Source organism: Paenibacillus ginsengarvi (assembly GCF_003626695.1).
Classification (GTDB): domain Bacteria; phylum Bacillota; class Bacilli; order Paenibacillales; family NBRC-103111; genus Paenibacillus_AB; species Paenibacillus_AB ginsengarvi.
In genome coordinates this window covers 29,452-45,392 of the sequence record NZ_RBAH01000018.1, presented here as the reverse complement: position 1 = coordinate 45,392, position 15,941 = coordinate 29,452, and the positions used below count along the sequence as shown (strand labels likewise).

19 protein-coding genes and 1 riboswitch are annotated in these 15,941 nt (G+C 55.0%); all 19 genes read right to left on the bottom strand.

Annotation, left to right across the window (positions count from 1 at the left end; genetic code table 11):
• Positions 1 to 21: 21 nt before the first annotated feature.
• Complete coding sequence (gene atpG / locus D7M11_RS22405) at positions 22 to 879, bottom strand: ATP synthase F1 subunit gamma (RefSeq protein WP_120749496.1); 858 nt, start codon at positions 877 to 879, stop codon at positions 22 to 24.
• 202 nt (positions 880 to 1,081) lie between these two features.
• Complete coding sequence (atpA, locus tag D7M11_RS22400; RefSeq protein ID WP_120749495.1) at positions 1,082 to 2,599, bottom strand: F0F1 ATP synthase subunit alpha; 1,518 nt, start codon at positions 2,597 to 2,599, stop codon at positions 1,082 to 1,084.
• Positions 2,600 to 2,624: 25 nt separating this feature from the next.
• On the bottom strand, positions 2,625 to 3,167 hold the full coding sequence (locus D7M11_RS22395; protein ID WP_120749494.1) for a F0F1 ATP synthase subunit delta: 543 nt from the start codon (positions 3,165 to 3,167) through the stop codon (positions 2,625 to 2,627).
• A complete protein-coding gene (gene atpF / locus D7M11_RS22390) occupies positions 3,164 to 3,649 on the bottom strand; it encodes a F0F1 ATP synthase subunit B (protein ID WP_120749493.1) in 486 nt (161 codons plus the stop codon). Before atpF ends, D7M11_RS22395 begins: the two co-directional genes overlap by 4 nt.
• Positions 3,650 to 3,752: 103 nt before the next feature.
• On the bottom strand, positions 3,753 to 3,977 hold the full coding sequence (gene atpE / locus D7M11_RS22385) for a F0F1 ATP synthase subunit C (RefSeq protein WP_120749492.1): 225 nt from the start codon (positions 3,975 to 3,977) through the stop codon (positions 3,753 to 3,755).
• Positions 3,978 to 4,030: 53 nt separating this feature from the next.
• The gene (atpB, locus tag D7M11_RS22380; RefSeq protein ID WP_120749491.1) at positions 4,031 to 4,840 is read right to left on the bottom strand and encodes a F0F1 ATP synthase subunit A; all 810 of its coding nucleotides are present in this window, start codon (positions 4,838 to 4,840) and stop codon (positions 4,031 to 4,033) included.
• Complete coding sequence (locus tag D7M11_RS22375; protein WP_120749490.1) at positions 4,809 to 5,249, bottom strand: ATP synthase subunit I; 441 nt, start codon at positions 5,247 to 5,249, stop codon at positions 4,809 to 4,811. The genes atpB and D7M11_RS22375 overlap by 32 nt, the downstream gene beginning before the upstream one ends.
• Positions 5,242 to 5,481, bottom strand: coding sequence for an AtpZ/AtpI family protein (locus D7M11_RS22370; RefSeq protein WP_120749489.1), 240 nt, complete (start codon positions 5,479 to 5,481; stop codon positions 5,242 to 5,244). The genes D7M11_RS22375 and D7M11_RS22370 overlap by 8 nt, the downstream gene beginning before the upstream one ends.
• Before the next feature lie 205 nt (positions 5,482 to 5,686).
• Positions 5,687 to 6,829 (bottom strand): non-hydrolyzing UDP-N-acetylglucosamine 2-epimerase, encoded by a 1,143-nt coding sequence (gene wecB, locus D7M11_RS22365; protein ID WP_120749488.1) that lies wholly within the window; start codon positions 6,827 to 6,829, stop codon positions 5,687 to 5,689.
• A gap of 31 nt (positions 6,830 to 6,860) precedes the next feature.
• Complete coding sequence (gene upp, locus D7M11_RS22360) at positions 6,861 to 7,490, bottom strand: uracil phosphoribosyltransferase (RefSeq protein WP_120749487.1); 630 nt, start codon at positions 7,488 to 7,490, stop codon at positions 6,861 to 6,863.
• Between the two features lie 238 nt (positions 7,491 to 7,728).
• Positions 7,729 to 8,976, bottom strand: coding sequence for a serine hydroxymethyltransferase (glyA, locus tag D7M11_RS22355; RefSeq protein ID WP_120749486.1), 1,248 nt, complete (start codon positions 8,974 to 8,976; stop codon positions 7,729 to 7,731).
• Between the two features lie 79 nt (positions 8,977 to 9,055).
• On the bottom strand, positions 9,056 to 9,637 hold the full coding sequence (locus D7M11_RS22350; protein ID WP_120749601.1) for a TIGR01440 family protein: 582 nt from the start codon (positions 9,635 to 9,637) through the stop codon (positions 9,056 to 9,058).
• Positions 9,638 to 9,781: 144 nt separating this feature from the next.
• A complete protein-coding gene (gene rpiB / locus D7M11_RS22345) occupies positions 9,782 to 10,240 on the bottom strand; it encodes a ribose 5-phosphate isomerase B (RefSeq protein ID WP_120749485.1) in 459 nt (152 codons plus the stop codon).
• Positions 10,241 to 10,329: 89 nt separating this feature from the next.
• Positions 10,330 to 10,411, bottom strand: a riboswitch (ZMP/ZTP riboswitch).
• A gap of 95 nt (positions 10,412 to 10,506) precedes the next feature.
• Entirely contained in the window at positions 10,507 to 11,088 is a 582-nt protein-coding gene (locus tag D7M11_RS22340) for a low molecular weight protein arginine phosphatase (protein ID WP_120749484.1), read from the bottom strand.
• Positions 11,089 to 11,182: 94 nt separating this feature from the next.
• Positions 11,183 to 11,743 (bottom strand): manganese efflux pump MntP, encoded by a 561-nt coding sequence (locus tag D7M11_RS22335; protein ID WP_120749483.1) that lies wholly within the window; start codon positions 11,741 to 11,743, stop codon positions 11,183 to 11,185.
• A 59-nt stretch (positions 11,744 to 11,802) separates the two neighbouring features.
• Positions 11,803 to 12,879 (bottom strand): L-threonylcarbamoyladenylate synthase, encoded by a 1,077-nt coding sequence (locus tag D7M11_RS22330; protein ID WP_120749482.1) that lies wholly within the window; start codon positions 12,877 to 12,879, stop codon positions 11,803 to 11,805.
• Positions 12,880 to 13,070: 191 nt separating this feature from the next.
• Positions 13,071 to 13,778: a stage II sporulation protein R gene (gene spoIIR / locus D7M11_RS22325; RefSeq protein WP_120749481.1), complete on the bottom strand. Its 708-nt coding sequence runs from the start codon at positions 13,776 to 13,778 to the stop codon at positions 13,071 to 13,073.
• Between the two features lie 74 nt (positions 13,779 to 13,852).
• Entirely contained in the window at positions 13,853 to 14,725 is an 873-nt protein-coding gene (prmC, locus tag D7M11_RS22320; protein WP_120749600.1) for a peptide chain release factor N(5)-glutamine methyltransferase, read from the bottom strand.
• A 114-nt stretch (positions 14,726 to 14,839) separates the two neighbouring features.
• Positions 14,840 to 15,907, bottom strand: coding sequence for a peptide chain release factor 1 (prfA, locus tag D7M11_RS22315; protein WP_120749480.1), 1,068 nt, complete (start codon positions 15,905 to 15,907; stop codon positions 14,840 to 14,842).
• Between the last annotated feature and the right edge of the window lie 34 nt (positions 15,908 to 15,941).

The window sequence follows — 15,941 nt, the reverse complement described above, 5'->3', positions numbered from 1 at the left end:
TCAGGCTCGTGAGCCGCGAGATTAGCCTTGTGCGTTCGCGCCTGCCACGATCTCAGTAATTTCCTGCGTAATGGACGCTTGACGCGCACGGTTGTAAACAATGGTCAGGCGGCTGATAAAATCCGTCGCATTCCGTGTCGCATTGCCCATCGCGTTCATCCGGGCGCCAAACTCGCCTGCCTTCGACTCCAGCAACGCGCTGAATACAAGCGTCTCCGCGTATTTCGGAAGCAGCACGTCCAGCACTTCTTCCGGCGAAGGTTCGTATTCGTAGTTGGCTACCGCTTTACTCCCCGTTACTTCCAGAGGAAGAATCCGGTTCAAAGTCGGTTCTTGCGAAATGGCATTGTGGAACTTGTTGTATACGAGATACAATTCGTCATAGTGGCCATCCACATAATTTTGTACCGCTTTGGAGGCAAGGGTCTTAATATCGGCGAAAGTCGGGCTATCCGATAGACCGGTTACTTCGCCCATAATCGGGAAGTTGCGCTTTTTCAGGAAATCGCGGCCTTTACGGCCTACGACGAAGATTGTATATTCGTCTGGCGACTTATGGTTTTGGCGGATCGTTTGAATCATAGTGCGAAGGAGGTTGGCGTTGAAACCGCCGGCCAAGCCGCGGTCCGACGTGATGATCAAGTAGCCGGTCTTCTTAATGTCGCGTGCTAGCAAAATCGGATTTTTGATCCCTTTTGTACCGGCTGCGATATTGGAGACGACTTCCTGAATTTTCTCGGAATACGGGCGTGCCGCCTGAGCTGCTTCTTGCGCTCTTCTGAGCTTGGAAGCGGCGACCATTTCCATCGCTTTGGTGATTTGCTTCATGTTTTGCGTGCTTTTTATTTGACGCTTGACCTCGCGCATACCTTTTGCCATGCTTTCACCACCTTAGAGCTTTTGCAGAGCAAAAGCTAACTTCGTAAGCATAACCTTAGAACTTTCCTGAGGGGAAAGTTAACTTCGTAGCATAACCGAGCATACCGCGTAAGCTACCCCTTCAAATCGTTTGAAGGGGGTATCTTACCCGTTTCTATTGAACCACCCCGAGCGACGACCGGCCGCTCAGGCGTTTATCGTCTTAAGCCGATACGGCAAAGCCTTTTTTGAATTTCTCGATCGCTTCAACGAGCTTCTTCTCGTTGTCGGCGGTCAAGTCCTTCGTATCGCGAATATTCGCGTATACTTCGCCATAGTTAGCATCGACATAAGCTAGGAACTCGCTGTCGAAACGAAGTACGTCTTGAACCGGAATATCGTCAAGGAACCCTTTAACCGCGGTGTAGATGGAGACGACCTGCTTCTCGACCGGCAGCGGTTGGTTGTTACCCTGCTTCAAAATTTCCAGCGTGCGCTGACCGCGGTTCAGACGAGCCAGGGTGCTCTTGTCCAGGTCGGAGCCGAACTGCGCAAATGCAGCAAGCTCGCGGTATTGTGCCAGGTCAAGCTTCAAGGAAGAAGCAACCTTTTTCATCGCCTTGATCTGAGCGGAACCGCCTACGCGGGATACGGAAATACCTACGTTGATAGCCGGACGTTGACCGGCGTTGAACAAGTCGGACTCTAGGAAGATCTGTCCGTCCGTGATCGAGATAACGTTCGTCGGAATGTACGCGGAGACGTCGCTCGCTTGCGTTTCGATGAACGGCAGAGCCGTCAAGGAACCGCCGCCAAGAGCGTCGCTGAGCTTAGCTGCGCGTTCCAGCAAACGGGAGTGCAAATAGAATACGTCGCCCGGGTAAGCCTCGCGGCCCGGCGGACGGCGGAGCAGCAAGGAAAGCTCGCGGTATGCGGCTGCTTGCTTCGTCAAGTCATCATAAATGATGAGCGCGTGCTTGCCGTTGAACATGAAGTACTCGCCCATTGCTACGCCTGCGTAAGGAGCCAGGAAGAGCAGCGGGGAAGGCTCGGAAGCGCCTGCGGTTACAACGATCGTGTAATCCAGCGCGCCGTTGCGGCGGAGCGTTTCCACAACGTTTGCTACAGTAGATTGCTTTTGACCGATAGCAACGTAGATACAGAGAACGCCGTTGCCTTTTTGGTTGATGATCGTGTCGATCGCAATCGAGGTTTTACCTGTTTGACGGTCGCCGATAATGAGCTCCCGCTGACCGCGGCCGATCGGAACCATCGCGTCGATCGCTTTAATACCCGTTTGCATCGGCTCATGAACCGATTTCCGGTCGATAACGCCCGGAGCTTGCGATTCTACCGGACGGAATTCCGTCGTGGCGATAGGACCTTTGCCGTCAACCGGCAGACCGAGCGAATTGACTACGCGTCCGAGCATAGCTTCGCCTACGGGAACCTGCATGATTTTGCCGGTACGCTTCACTTGGTCGCCTTCGCGAATGTCCGTGTAAGGACCCATGATAACGATACCTACATTGTCTTCCTCCAGGTTGAGCGCCATGCCCATAACGCCGTTGGAGAACTCAAGCAGTTCGCCCGCCATACAATTTTGCAGGCCGTGCGCACGCGCGATACCGTCACCGATATAAATAACAGTACCAACATCGTATACTTCCAGATCCGATTTATATTGTTCGATTTGCTGCTTAAGCAGCGTGCTGATTTCTTCAGGTCTGATACTACTCAACGAAGCTCACCCCTAACATTTGGCTTTAAGCTTGATTTAGCGACTTCTCGATACGTTTCAGCTTGCCGGACAAGCTGCCGTCATACATCCGATCGCCGATACGGACTTGAAGTCCGCCGAGCAGATTCCGATCGACAACATTCTCGATGCGGATGCGTTTGCCCGTCACTTGACCGAAGGCGACCGCGATTTGGTTCGACTCCACTTCCGTCAGCGGAAGCGGCGTATATACTTTCGCTTGGGCTTGTCCCAGAGCGTCATTCGCGATTTGTGAATACTGGGATACGAGTTCACGCAGAATGGACTCTCTTCCCCGCTGCACGAGCAACTGAAGCGTGTTCAGCACTTCTTCGGATACTTTCGCCGCGAAAACCTGTTTCAGCATGGCTGCTTTATCCTCTGCGCTGATATTCGGGTGCTCGAGCAATTTGACGTACTCCGGGTTGCCGTTCAAAGCATCGGCGATTGCTCCGAGTTCTTGCTCCACCTCGGCAATCCGGCCGCGCTCCCGGGCAACTTCGAACAACGCTTTGGCGTAACGTTTCGCTACGATCGTCTCCTTGCTCATGCTTTGCCCCCTACCTCATTCAGGTAATGGTTGATCAGCTCTTGCTGGGATTTCTCATCCAGCTGCTTCTCAATAATTTTGGAGGCAATCATTACCGACATCGCGCTAACTTGGCTGCGCAGCGTGGCGATCGCTTTGTTCTTCTCGCTTTCGATATCCTTAAGCGCTTCTTCCTTAATGCGTGCGGATTCTTCCTTCGCTACGCGAATAATGTCATCCGCCTGTCTCGAGCTGGTTACTTTAGCCTGTTCGATCATATCGTAAGCTTCTTTGCGCGCAGTTTGAATCGCTTGCTTCTGTTCTTCCAGCAGCTTGGCGGCATCGGTGCGGTTTTGCTCGGCCGTCTGCAGCTGTTCCTTTACGAGTGCTTTCCGTTTCTCCATAATGCCGAACAAAGGTTTAAACGCGAACTTTTGAAGCAGGAGAAACAGGATCAGAAACGCAGCTAGCTGAATAAAAAACGTAGAGTATACGATATCCAAAAGAAACTCACTCCTTTCTGAGCGATGGAGAATGCGTCAATGTAAGAACGATAAAACGAAGGCGTGGAGGGCTAAGGCCATCCCCGCCATGGAGCGCTTGATATTAAGCTCTGCCCAAGAAGATAAAGGCAAGAACGAGGGTGATAACCGGCAATGCTTCTACCAGTGCGACCCCGATAAACATCGTCGTTTGCAGCGTACCGCGAAGCTCAGGCTGACGGGAAATGCCTTCGATCGTACGTCCTACGATCAAACCGTTACCGATACCGGCGCCCATTGCGCCAAGACCAAACACGATTGCTGCTGCTACCAATGCTAAAGCTCCCATTGAAAAAATCCTCCCTAAATTCAATTTTATGTTTTAAACTTTGATTCTGCGGTTTAATGATCTTCATGCACAATTGCTTGCGACATGTAAACCATGGTCAGCATAACGAAGACGAACGATTGAATCGCACCGACGAACATGCTGAAGCCTTGCCAAACGACTAACGCCGGGATCCCTACCACACCGAGACCCATAATAACCGAAATCATCACTTCGCCCGCAAAAATGTTCCCGTAAAGACGGAGACCGAGCGAAAGCGGCTTGGACACTTCTTTGATCAAGTTCAGCGGCAGGAAGGCCGGATTCGGATCAATGTAGTGCTTCCAATAATGCCGTGTGTTCCGGGTCATCCCCATAAAGTGAGTGAGCACAACCACCATCAAAGCGAGTGCCATCGTAACGCCCACGTCTGCGGTCGGCGATTTCCACCAGAGCACTTCGGCGCCGTGGAACTCCTCTCCTTTGCGGGTTGCCTCCGCCTCTGCATGATCGATATCCTGCTGAGTGACGAACTCATTGCCCAAAAACGAAGAAGGATGATGGTGCTCCGTGACGACCGCCGCAGGCAAACCGAGCATGTTCCCTACGAAGATAAACATGATCAAGGTCAGGCCGAGACTGAGAAATGCCTTACCCTTTTTCATATCCATCGAGGTGCCGATAATGCCTTCAACAAACTCGATAACCCACTCCATAAAGTTTTGCATTTTGCCTGGATCGGTAACCGAAGCTTTACGGACCGCTGCCCGGGCCAAAATAAACACGATAACGCTCGTAACGACAATCATCAAGATCGCGGACAAATCGAATCTGACATCATTGCCGAACAGATTAAGGTGAATCAGCGGTTTCAGATGATCCATTTTCTTTTTCCCCCCTTTCAACGGTAGGCTCAGACTGCTTGTCTCTTACGGTAGAAATAATACCCAATACGAGTGTTGCCAACTGCACGAAAAATAATCCCGCAAGGGTGGCGATGAGGTTGAATTGGAACGTTCGCGTGGACACGATTACCGCCAGCAGCACAATACAGGCGCGCGTCAAAAAACCGAGCGTCGTCTTGCGGCTCGTCTTCCCCAGCGCCAGATCGGTGAGCCGATAAATTTTCCAGCTCAGATGCAGCGAGTTGATTACGCTTGCAGCGATACCAATTACCAGCCCTGCGAATACGCCCTTATACTGCGGAAATATCGCCCAACCCAGAAAACAGATGCATAACATCAGGTAGGAAGCTCGTGTTGCGGTTTTCAGACGGGCAGACAAATCATTCATTATCGTTTTGGTCCTCCGCGAAATATCTGATGAGGTAAACAACGCCAATCGCTCCGATAATGAGGCCTGCCAGCATTCCGATTAATGTCCACAACTGTCCGGTTTCGAATTTGCGGTCCGCATAGGCCCCGATCCAATAACCCGCTCCCAGACAAACAGCCAGATCCACGCCCATAGCGCTGACGACCACGGCTGCCCGCCATGGATTGTCGTCGGATTTTCGTCGACTCATCGCCAACCCTCCCGTAGAGGTTTCCGAAAAATCCTGTCAATCCTCAATTATTTTATCGAAGTAAAGTTGTATTTGTCAATTCAAATAAAATCAAACATTGTGTGAACGCACAGGCAAAAAGTTCTTGTGGTTCAACGGCTCCCGGATTTTGCAAACCAAACACCGTACAGTTGCGCTGTTTGGTTTGCCCCCTTTTATTTCGACATTACATCTTATACGGCTCCGGCGGCGTGTCGCAGGCTCCGAAACGATGCAGAATCGCGTCGACGATGCGTGCCGAAGCCCGGCCGTCCCCGTATGGATTCGCAGCCTTGCTCATCTTCTCATAGGCGGCCTTATCGCTCAGCAGCGTCTTGGCCCGTTCGTAGATAAGCTCCTCGTCTGTGCCGACCAGCTCCAGTACTCCAGTACCTACGCCTTCCGGACGTTCCGTCGTATCGCGCAGCACCAGCGCCGGCACTCCGAACGAAGGCGCTTCTTCCTGAATGCCCCCGGAGTCGGTCATAATCAGATGCGTATGCGGGTAAAAATTGTAGAGATCGGTTACATCGAGCGGATCAATGAGCCGGATGCGTTCATGTCCCCCCAAAATTTCCCGAGCTGGCTCCTGCACGGCCGGATTGAGATGAACCGGGTAGACGATGGCGATATCGTCGAACTCGTCGGCGATCCGCTTGATTGCCCGGAACACGCGGCGGTGAGGCTCGCCGAGCGACTCCGAACGATGGGCCGTAACGAGCACGAGCCGGCGGCCTTTCGCCCAGTCCAGCATCGGATGCGTATAATCTTCTTTCACCAGATAGTTCATGCAGTCCGTAATCGTATTGCCGGTTACATAAATAGTCGACTCGGACTTGTTCTCCCGCCGCAAATTATCGGCCGACCAGTCGGTCGGAGCGAAATGCATGTCGGCGAGCACGCCGGTCAGCTGCCGGTTCATTTCTTCCGGATATGGCGAATATTTGTTCCAAGTGCGAAGTCCGGCTTCAACGTGGCCGATCGCGATCTTTTGCATGAACCCGGCAAAGCTGGCCAGGAAGGAGGTGATCGTATCACCATGCACTAGAACGATATCCGGTTTTGCTTCCTTCAGGACGGGCTCCAATCCTTGCAGCACTCTGACGGTAATTTCGTTAAGCGTCTGTCTGGCCTTCATCACGTTCAAATCGTAGTCGGGCTTGATGTCGAAAACATTCAGCACCGTATCGAGCATTTCCCGGTGCTGCCCGGTCACGCACACAATCGATTCGATCTGCTCGCTGCGCTTGTTCAATTCCAGAACGAGCGGCGCCATTTTGATCGCTTCCGGCCTTGTGCCGAAAATGGTCATTACGCGAATGCGGCTCATAGCTCTAGTCTCCTTCTCCTTCAGCCAATCGTTACTTCGTACCAAACAGCCGGTCGCCGGCATCGCCGAGTCCGGGCACAATGTACCCGTGATCGTTCAAATATTCGTCAACTGCGGCTACATAAATGTCGACGTCCGGATGCGCCTCCTGTACCGCTCGGATGCCTTCCGGCGCTGCGATCAGGCACATCAGCTTGATTTGGGTGCAATTCCGCTTCTTCAGCAGATCGATGGCCGCATTGGCCGACCCGCCGGTGGCGAGCATCGGATCGATGACGATCAGCTCCCGTTCCTGCACATCGGTGGGCAGCTTCACGTAATATTCGACCGGCTGCAGCGTATCAGGGTCCCGGTATAAACCGACATGGCCTACCTTAGCGGCGGGCAGCAGCTTCAATATACCGTCCACCATGCCTAATCCGGCGCGCAAAATCGGAATAAGGCCGAGCATCCGTCCGGATATGATTTTGCTTTCCGCCTTCTGGACCGGCGTCTCCACTTCGACGCTTTCCAACGGAATATCGCGGGTAATTTCGTAAGCCATCAAGGTGGCCACTTCGTCGACCAGTTCGCGAAAGTCTTTCGTAGTCGTGTTTTTATCCCGAATGTAAGTTAGCTTGTGCTGGATCAACGGATGATCACACACGAAAACTTTGCTCATAAACGTTCCTCCCGGGCAACATCCGCCGGGCTTGTCTTAGGCGGACGCTCCTTGCATGCGGTAACGCCTTCAGAAGGCGAACCTTGTATATTATATCATTGTCCTTATCGCGTTGCACGAATGTTTTTGGCTGGAAAGCAGGGGGGCCGGTCACCCGTCCCGAAAGGACAGATGGCCGGCCCCGTACTAAACCCCACAAAGTGGAAGATAAGCTACGATATTATTCCGTTAGTGCAGCTTAATATGCCAATCCCGGGTAAAGGGGGAATTGAGCCGTCAAGTCTTTAACCAAACCGCGCGCTTCGTTATGCGCCGACTCGTTGGTCGGGTTTTTGAGCGTAAGCGCGATAATTTTGGCGATCGTCTTCATAGCCGCTTCATCCATGCCGCGGGAAGTCGCAGCAGGCGTACCCAGACGGATGCCGCTCGTAAGCATCGGCTTGTTCGGGTCGAACGGAATCGCGTTTTTGTTGCAAGTAACGCCGACTTCGTCGAGCAGATGCTCGGCATCTTTGCCGGTCATGTTGATGCTGCGGAGGTCAACCAACATCAGGTGATTGTCCGTACCGCCGGATACGAGGTCGAGTCCTTCCGCGAGCAGGCCGTCGGCCAGCGCTTTGGCGTTTTTCACTACATTTTGCGCATACGTCTTGAATTCCGGCTGGAGCGCTTCGCCGAAGGCAACCGCCTTGGCCGCGATAATATGCATAAGCGGACCGCCTTGCGTTCCCGGGAATACGGCCTTGTCGATCGCCGGTCCCCACGCTTTGCGGGTCATGATCATGCCGCCGCGCGGACCGCGGAGCGTTTTGTGCGTCGTCGTCGTTACGAAGTGCGCGTAAGGCACCGGATTCGGATGAAGTCCTGCGGCTACGAGACCGGCGATGTGCGCCATATCGACCATGAGCATAGCGCCAATGTCGTTTGCGATCGCAGCGAGCGCTTCGAAATCGATTATGCGAGGATAAGCGCTAGCGCCGGCTACGATCATCCGCGGACGATGCTTGAATGCCGCTTTGCGTACTTCGTCGTAATCAATTCGCGAATCGGTTTCTCTTACGCCATATGCCACGAAGTTGTACAAAATGCCGGAGGCGTTAACCGGGCTGCCGTGAGTCAAATGGCCGCCATGCGCCAGGTTCATGCCGAGCACCGTATCGCCCGGCTTCAAAGCGGCGAGGTAAACGGCTAGATTCGCTTGCGCGCCGGAGTGCGGCTGCACGTTCACATGCTCGGCGCCAAACAGCTCCTTCGCCCGGTCGCGAGCGATGTCTTCCACGATATCGACATATTCGCAGCCGCCATAATAGCGTTTGCCCGGATAACCTTCGGCGTATTTGTTCGTAAGTACAGTTCCAGCCGCTTCCAGAACAGCTTGGCTGACGAAGTTCTCGGATGCGATCAGCTCGATTTTGTCGCGTTGACGGTTCAGTTCCAGACCGAGAGCTTCCACCAGTTTCGGATCGGATTTGCGTAAATGTTCCATAAGTATCGGTTCCTCCGCTTTTGATTTTTTCGATTTATATATACACCCGCACCGTAATGCGGCTTGCTTTTGCCTGCGCTTAATCGCAATGCTCCTGCTCTCCGGCCGCTTCCGCAGAATAGACGGCTCTCGCGCCGCCGATCAGCTTCGGACGCGTATACGCCATATTGACATGCGCATGGCCGATCGTTCGGATCGAAGGACGAGCCGGTACCGCAACTCGCCGCAAATGCATACCGATCAGGGTATCGCCGATATCCAGCCCGGCATGGGCGGCAATGTTCTCGACAACGCATGAATCGGTAAAATGCTTGAACGCGTAAGCGGCCATCGAGCCGCCCGCCTTCCGCACCGGAACGACAGCAACCTCCTCCAGCAGCGGATACTTGCCGAGCAGCTCCCGGTTCACAACAAGCGCGCGGTTCAAATGCTCGCAGCATTGAAACGCCGGATAAAACCCGGCTTCCTTGCGCACGGCTTCCACCGCAGTGTAGATCCGCTCCGCCACCGCTTCCGTTCCAGCCGTGCCGATATGCCGTCCGAGCACCTCGCTGGTGCTTGTCCCGATGACGACAATTTGTCCCGGACCCACTTTGCCGATTTCCACCAGCTCGCGCAGCACCTGCTCTACATCGGAGCCGATTCGGCCCAAATCCGGCATATCCGCTTTGGTCGCGGAATCTGCCCCTGCCGCCGCTTGTCCGCCGCTAGACCCCACCTGGCCGTCCGCTTGTGCCCGCCAGCTCGTATAGAACCCATCGCTCACCGCCATCCGCACCTTTCCGAAGAAGCTTTCCAAGAGTCGTTACGGATGCACCGCATATTTATGTTCCAGCTTTGTTATTTTATCGATCCGGTTCTGGTGCCGCTCTCCGCCTGAAAACTCCGTTTCGGTCCATAATTTGGCGATTTCGAGCGCAAGACCCGGACCGATAACGCGTTCTCCCATAGCAAGCACGTTCGAGTTGTTGTGCTCCCGGGTCGCCTTCGCCGAAAACAAATCGTGAACGAGCGCGCAGCGGATGCCGGGGATTTTGTTCGCGGCGATCGACATGCCGATTCCCGTTCCGCAAATGAGAATGCCGCGATCCGCCTCGCCGGACGCCACTTTCTCGCATACCGGAATCGCATAGTCGGGATAATCGATCGAATCGGAGCAGTTGCAGCCGAAATCTTCCAATACATGCCCTGCGGCTTCCAGCGCCTTGATGATATCGTCCTTCAAGCGATAGCCGGCATGATCCGCACCAATGGCAATTTTCATTTCCTTTCCCTCCGTTCTGGAATGAGCTTAGTATACCCGCCTTGAAATGAAAAAAGAGCAAGACGCGTTCTCGTCATGAAAACGCTGCTGCTCTTTGCCCAGGCGACCGGCCGGATTCCCTCGATGCTCCATTGTGGTAATCTCCACTTGTCGCCAGTTACATCGAGTCGTTATTGATAGTTCCATCATAACGCATTCGATATGCGCTGTAAAGACGATACATGCAAACCGGGCGTTCCCTTTAAACCAACGCCAGCAAACCTCAATTACATCTGCGAAAGCTTGCGAATCAGCTTCATCAAATACGCTTCGATCTCGTCGGCGCTTCGCTGATACGTACGCCGGTCGCCGCCATACGGATCGGCGATATCGAACCCCGGCAGCCCGGCTTCCGCCTGCTGCAGCTCTTCCTGCTCCGCCTTCGTGACCGGCTCGCCGAGCGCCTGCTTGATTTGCAGCTCGGTGTGAAGCTTTTGCCGTCTCGCGATCGCTTCGGTTACAGCCGGATCGTCCTCTGCGAACTCTTTTAGCGTATATGCTATGTCGACAGCTTCCGGATAACGCCGGATGAGCTGCTGTTTATGTCCCATCGTCATCGTTAAGATAAGATCGGCCCAGGCCACGGTATCCTCCGTCACCGCGCTGGACGTCAGCTTATCCGTAATGCCCTTCTCCTGCAAAATGTCGGCGGAATGCTTGGAGATGGGCGAACCGTTCCAGGCGGCAACGCCTGCCGATCGAACCTCCATCTTTAAACCTTCCCGCTCCGCCAGCTTGCGAAATAACCCCTCCGCCATCGGACTGCGGCATGTGTTGCCCGTACATACAAATAAAATGCGTTCGTACATCGGAACCTCCCGTATTCTCGAGGAGCCCATACTGGCTTACGCTCGCCGTAATCGCCAAACCCGCTTTTTCCCTTATTGTACCTCACATCCACGGTTATATCAAAAAGCGGATTCCGAACGCAAGCAAAATGACGCCCCCTACCGCTTCACCATAATCGCCGATCCAAGAGCCCGCATGTCTTCCGAGCAGGAGGCCGCAAACCGACATAACACCGCCGAAGCCGCCGAACATAAGAACCGTAAAGGCGATATCGGTTGCAAAGATACCGAGAGAGACGCCTACCGACATCGAATCGATACTTACGGTCAGAGCGAAAACGATCAGCCCCAAAAATGTCCGGTGATCGAAGGCACGAACCTCCGGTCCTTTAAAGGAACTGAAAATCATATGCGCCCCGAGCAGAATAAGCAGCGCTCCTCCCGTAATCGTCGCTACGTCTCCGAGCAGCGAGCCCACGTAATGGCCCATGAACATGCCGGCCAGCGGCATGATGACATGAAACAAACCGATAACGAAACTGATTTTCAGTATATCCAGCAGCCGAATTCCCCGAAGCCCGATTCCGATTCCGAGAGAAAAAGCATCCATCCCGAGCGCTATGGCCATGACGATTATCGTGATAAGTTGTCCCGTCTCAGCCGAGGCTGCTGTCATGATATCTCCTCCATGTCCGCTTGTTCTTAACCAACATATGCGGACAATCCCGGAAACATTCAACAATCGGCCTGGCTTATATGGACAATTCGATGGCCGGCCGCCTTATTCAGCCTGTTCAAAACAGCCAGTCCGATCCCCTCCGTCGATTCGTACCCTTCGGCCAAAATGTACGTAATTCCCGCTTCGTCAAACCGGCGCAGCGCGGCATACAGATCGCGGGCGGCTCCGGCCATGCTGCCGATGCCGCCGCAACCGACAACAAGATCGGCCTCGAACAGCTCCACATGCTCCGCCACAGTGAGAACACCGGTTCGTTCTCCGGCAGCTTTTGCTTCGCCGAGGGACCGAAGCACCCACGAGACCCGTTCCTTCTCATCGCCCTGGACGATCGTCAGACGTCCTTGCGGCGCATAATGCGCGTACTTCATCCCCGGAGAGCGGGGAGCCTCCGCTTCTTCAGCCGCCGTCTCCACGGTCACGTCCGCTTCTGGCACAGCCTGCTTCAGCTCCGCTACCGTAACGCCGCCCGGACGCAGCACACGTATGCGCCGTCCGCCCGCTTCGACGGCTACGACCGTGGACTCGACGCCAACTCCGGTCTGGCCGCCGTCGACGATGCCGCCGATCCGACCGGCGAGATCATCGCTCACGTGCCCCGCCGTCGTCGGGCTTGGCCGCCCGGACCGATTCGCGCTTGGCGCCGCGACGGGACACCCGGCTGAGTCGATCAGCGCGAGTGCAACCGGGTGGTCGGGCATGCGAACCGCTACAGTCGACAGCCCTGCCGTCACCCTAGACGAGACCGCCCCCGGACGTACCGGCAGCACAAAGGTTAGCGGCCCCGGCCAGAACGTTTCCATCAAACGCCGCGAAACGGCATCCGTCTCCTGGACGAGCTCGTCAAGCTGCCCGATATTCGCAATATGAACAATGAGCGGATTGTCCGACGGACGGCCCTTGGCAGTAAAGATCGCCTCCACGGCAGCCGTATTTGTTGCATCCGCCCCCAGTCCATACACCGTCTCCGTCGGAAAAGCTACTGTTCCGCCCGCCGCCAGCATCGCTCCAGCTTCCGCCAGCTCCCGATAATCCGGAGCCGCTTGCCCCGGTTCTATTTTCCACAACTTCGTCATGCTCGTTCATCCCTTTGCTTATCCGGGATCGATGGGTAGCCGCGAGTACAGCCCGTCATCCGTCCCTTTTGTCTTTGCCATTATAGCCTGCCGGGCAGCGGACTGTCACGTCGTCCATATGTCCCTGCACAGCGCAATGCGCCCACGACCCGAGGTCGTATGGCGCATAGTTAGGCTCTCATATGATAGTATCAGTGCAGAATCTCTTTGACCCACCCGACCATTTTTACGACAAGCTCCCACACGAAAAACTTCATTTCCACCTGCTGCCCGTTGTCTCCACCGTCATTCGGTGCGGTTACCGCTGTACTCGCTGCGTCCTTGCTTGGCTGCTTCGCGGCCGCAACCTTAACCGCTCCTTTGGCCGCCGAATCGTCGCTTTTTTTCGCTACCGCTACGCCGGCTTTGCCATCCACGAAGCAGAGCGGAGGGAACAAGACGCACCACCAGTTTTGCCCTTCCCCTTTGCCGAGCGTAATGCGCAGCGCCTCGTAATCGCCTGCCGGGTATACTTTGCTGCCATATATTTTCGTCGGGAACGGAACTTGTCCAAGCTCGACTTGATAGTCATAGTTGTATCCGCTCATCTCGAGCACGCTGCCTACGAGCGCCTCCAGCTCGGGCAGATGGCCCTGAACGGCCTCGCGAGCCGCCTCAATCCCGTCAGGCTCAGTCACCCATTCGCTCATCTGCCGGATGACCTCGTCGCGGATCACCCGTTTCACGAGCTGATCCTCCGGCGCGTCGGAGTTGGCCAATATGCGAAGCCGGATCGACTGTTCCGGAATACCCGGATCGAGCAGCGCGGCTTGAGTGCGGTTCGAATCCCAACAAGTGATCATTACGATAATTGCAAAAGCTACAAACCAATAAGAGCGGAATGATTGCCGTTTCACCATAATCGAAAACCCCTCTTTCGTCCTCTTGGTACCCAGTATGGGCAGACGAGGGAGGGGCTAAACCTATCAATCTATTAATTTTTTTTCAAACCTATTACATGCCGCTCTATGCCGGCCAAATCCGGCACGACGATGATTTCGTCCCAGTGGCCGCCGATTCTAAGCAGCTCGGCGACAGCCGGCGCTTGCCCTTGGCCTACTTCAAAGCCGATCAGCGCCGGCGGCGAGGGCAGCAGCTCCACCTGACCAACGATACGGCGATAAAAATCAAGCCCGTCCGTTCCTCCGTCCAGCGCCAAAACCGGTTCATGCAGCCGTACTTCCCGCTGTAAAAACGCAATGTCGCCCGACTCGATGTACGGCGGATTGGAGACGAGTATATCGATAGCAATCCGCTCCCGAATATACACTTCCAACAGATCTCCTTGATAAAACGCGACCTTGTCGCCGACACCGTTCAGCAGCGCGTTCCGGCGAGCGACCTCAATCGCCTCCGGCGAAATATCGCTCGCCGTTATGTTCCACGGGGAACATTTTACGGCAAGCGTGACCGGGATCGCTCCGCTTCCGCAGCCGATATCCGCGACGAGCGGCCTTCCCTCTGGCCACCTCCGACGCCCCAGCTCCATCACTTTCTCCACCAGCAGCTCCGTCTCCGGCCGGGGGATCAGTACGGCTGACGTAACGCGGAAAGGCAAGCCGTAAAACTCCTGCTCGCCGATTATATACTGCACCGGCTCCCCTGCCGCCCTCCGTTCCAGCAGCCCGTTCCACCGCTCGGATTGCTCAGCGGGAAACGACTCGTTCCAGCGCATGAACAGCTCGCTGCGGGAGCAGCCGAGCAAATGCTCGAGCAGCCATTCCGCCGATGCCGCAGCATCGCCTGCCTCCACTCCATTGCCGGTCAAAAAAGAAGAAGCCTGCAAACAGGCTTCCCGAATCGTCATCTCCGTCCCTTTGTGCAGTCCGGCGGTACCCGACGACCGGCAGTTTCTGGTTTCCGCATCACGATGCGCTGACAGTCCGCCTCCGGCTCCCTGAACTCCGTCGTTCATCGGATGTTACTCTCCTTTTTCCAGCAGCTCGGACTGGGCTTCCAGCGTAAGCGCGGAAATGATCTCTTCCAGATCGCCGTTCAGCACCTGATCGAGCTTATGCAGCGTAAGCCCGATCCGATGATCGGTGATGCGGCTTTGCGGAAAATTGTACGTGCGGATGCGTTCGCTGCGATCCCCGGTTCCGACCTTGCTTTTCCGCTCGCCGGCATACTTCGCATCCTCTTCCTGCTTCAACTTGTCGTAAATGCGCGCCCGCAGCACCTGCATCGCCTTGTCCTTATTCGAATTTTGCGACTTGCCGTCCTGGCACGATACGACGATTCCCGTCGGCAGATGGGTAATGCGCACCGCCGATTTGGTCGTGTTGACCGACTGTCCGCCGGGACCGCTGGAACAAAACGTATCGACCCGAATGTCGTTCTCGCTCACCTCGACCTCGATCTCTTCCGCCTCCGGCATGACCGCTACCGTCGAAGTTGACGTATGAATGCGTCCGCCCGATTCAGTCGTCGGAATACGCTGTACCCGGTGCGCTCCGCTTTCGTACTTCAGCCTGCTATAAGCGCCTTGACCGCTGATCATGAATACAATTTCCTTGAAGCCCCCAAGGTCGCTGTAGCTCGTATCGAGCACTTCCGTACGCCATCCTTGGGAGTCCGCGAACCTGCTGTACATCCGGTACAAATCGCCGGCAAACAGAGCGGCCTCCTCGCCGCCTGCCGCACCCCGAATTTCGACGATGACGTTCTTGTCGTCATTCGGATCTTTCGGCAGAAGCAGCACTTGGATCGAAGCTTCAAGAGCTTCCTTGCGCTCGGCCAATTCGTCGAGCTCCAGCTTGACGAGCTCTTTCATTTCGTCGTCCAGCTTCTCGCCCTGCATGATTTTGGCCGCTTCGTACTGCTCCACGACCGTTTTGTATTCCGAATACGCCTGGTAAGCGTCCTCCAGACCCGACTGCTCCTTCGAATATTCGCGAAGCCGTTTCGAATCGTTCACGACGTCGGGATCACAGAGCAGCTCGCTCAGCTTCTCATACCGATCCGCCAACGCCTGCAGCCGATCCAGCATGCTACAGTCACCTCCTTCTTATGTCTTCATATTA

Excerpts from the sequence above, each read along its gene's own strand:
- atpB (WP_120749491.1), bottom strand. The coding sequence starts at position 4,840 with ATGGATCATCTGAAACCGCTGATTCACCTTAATCTGTTCGGCAATGAT.
- D7M11_RS22370 (WP_120749489.1), bottom strand. The coding sequence starts at position 5,481 with ATGAGTCGACGAAAATCCGACGACAATCCATGGCGGGCAGCCGTGGTC.
- rpiB (WP_120749485.1), bottom strand. The coding sequence starts at position 10,240 with ATGAAAATTGCCATTGGTGCGGATCATGCCGGCTATCGCTTGAAGGAC.
- D7M11_RS22335 (WP_120749483.1), bottom strand. The coding sequence starts at position 11,743 with ATGACAGCAGCCTCGGCTGAGACGGGACAACTTATCACGATAATCGTC.
- spoIIR (WP_120749481.1), bottom strand. The coding sequence starts at position 13,778 with ATGGTGAAACGGCAATCATTCCGCTCTTATTGGTTTGTAGCTTTTGCA.
- D7M11_RS22330 (WP_120749482.1), bottom strand. The coding sequence starts at position 12,879 with ATGACGAAGTTGTGGAAAATAGAACCGGGGCAAGCGGCTCCGGATTAT.
- glyA (WP_120749486.1), bottom strand. The coding sequence starts at position 8,976 with ATGGAACATTTACGCAAATCCGATCCGAAACTGGTGGAAGCTCTCGGT.
- prmC (WP_120749600.1), bottom strand. The coding sequence starts at position 14,725 with ATGACGATTCGGGAAGCCTGTTTGCAGGCTTCTTCTTTTTTGACCGGC.
- atpG (WP_120749496.1), bottom strand. The coding sequence starts at position 879 with ATGGCAAAAGGTATGCGCGAGGTCAAGCGTCAAATAAAAAGCACGCAA.
- D7M11_RS22340 (WP_120749484.1), bottom strand. The coding sequence starts at position 11,088 with ATGTACGAACGCATTTTATTTGTATGTACGGGCAACACATGCCGCAGT.
- wecB (WP_120749488.1), bottom strand. The coding sequence starts at position 6,829 with ATGAGCCGCATTCGCGTAATGACCATTTTCGGCACAAGGCCGGAAGCG.
- prfA (WP_120749480.1), bottom strand. The coding sequence starts at position 15,907 with ATGCTGGATCGGCTGCAGGCGTTGGCGGATCGGTATGAGAAGCTGAGC.
- upp (WP_120749487.1), bottom strand. The coding sequence starts at position 7,490 with ATGAGCAAAGTTTTCGTGTGTGATCATCCGTTGATCCAGCACAAGCTA.
- D7M11_RS22375 (WP_120749490.1), bottom strand. The coding sequence starts at position 5,249 with ATGAATGATTTGTCTGCCCGTCTGAAAACCGCAACACGAGCTTCCTAC.
- D7M11_RS22350 (WP_120749601.1), bottom strand. The coding sequence starts at position 9,637 with ATGCCGGATTTGGGCCGAATCGGCTCCGATGTAGAGCAGGTGCTGCGC.
- atpE (WP_120749492.1), bottom strand. The coding sequence starts at position 3,977 with ATGGGAGCTTTAGCATTGGTAGCAGCAGCAATCGTGTTTGGTCTTGGC.
- D7M11_RS22395 (WP_120749494.1), bottom strand. The coding sequence starts at position 3,167 with ATGAGCAAGGAGACGATCGTAGCGAAACGTTACGCCAAAGCGTTGTTC.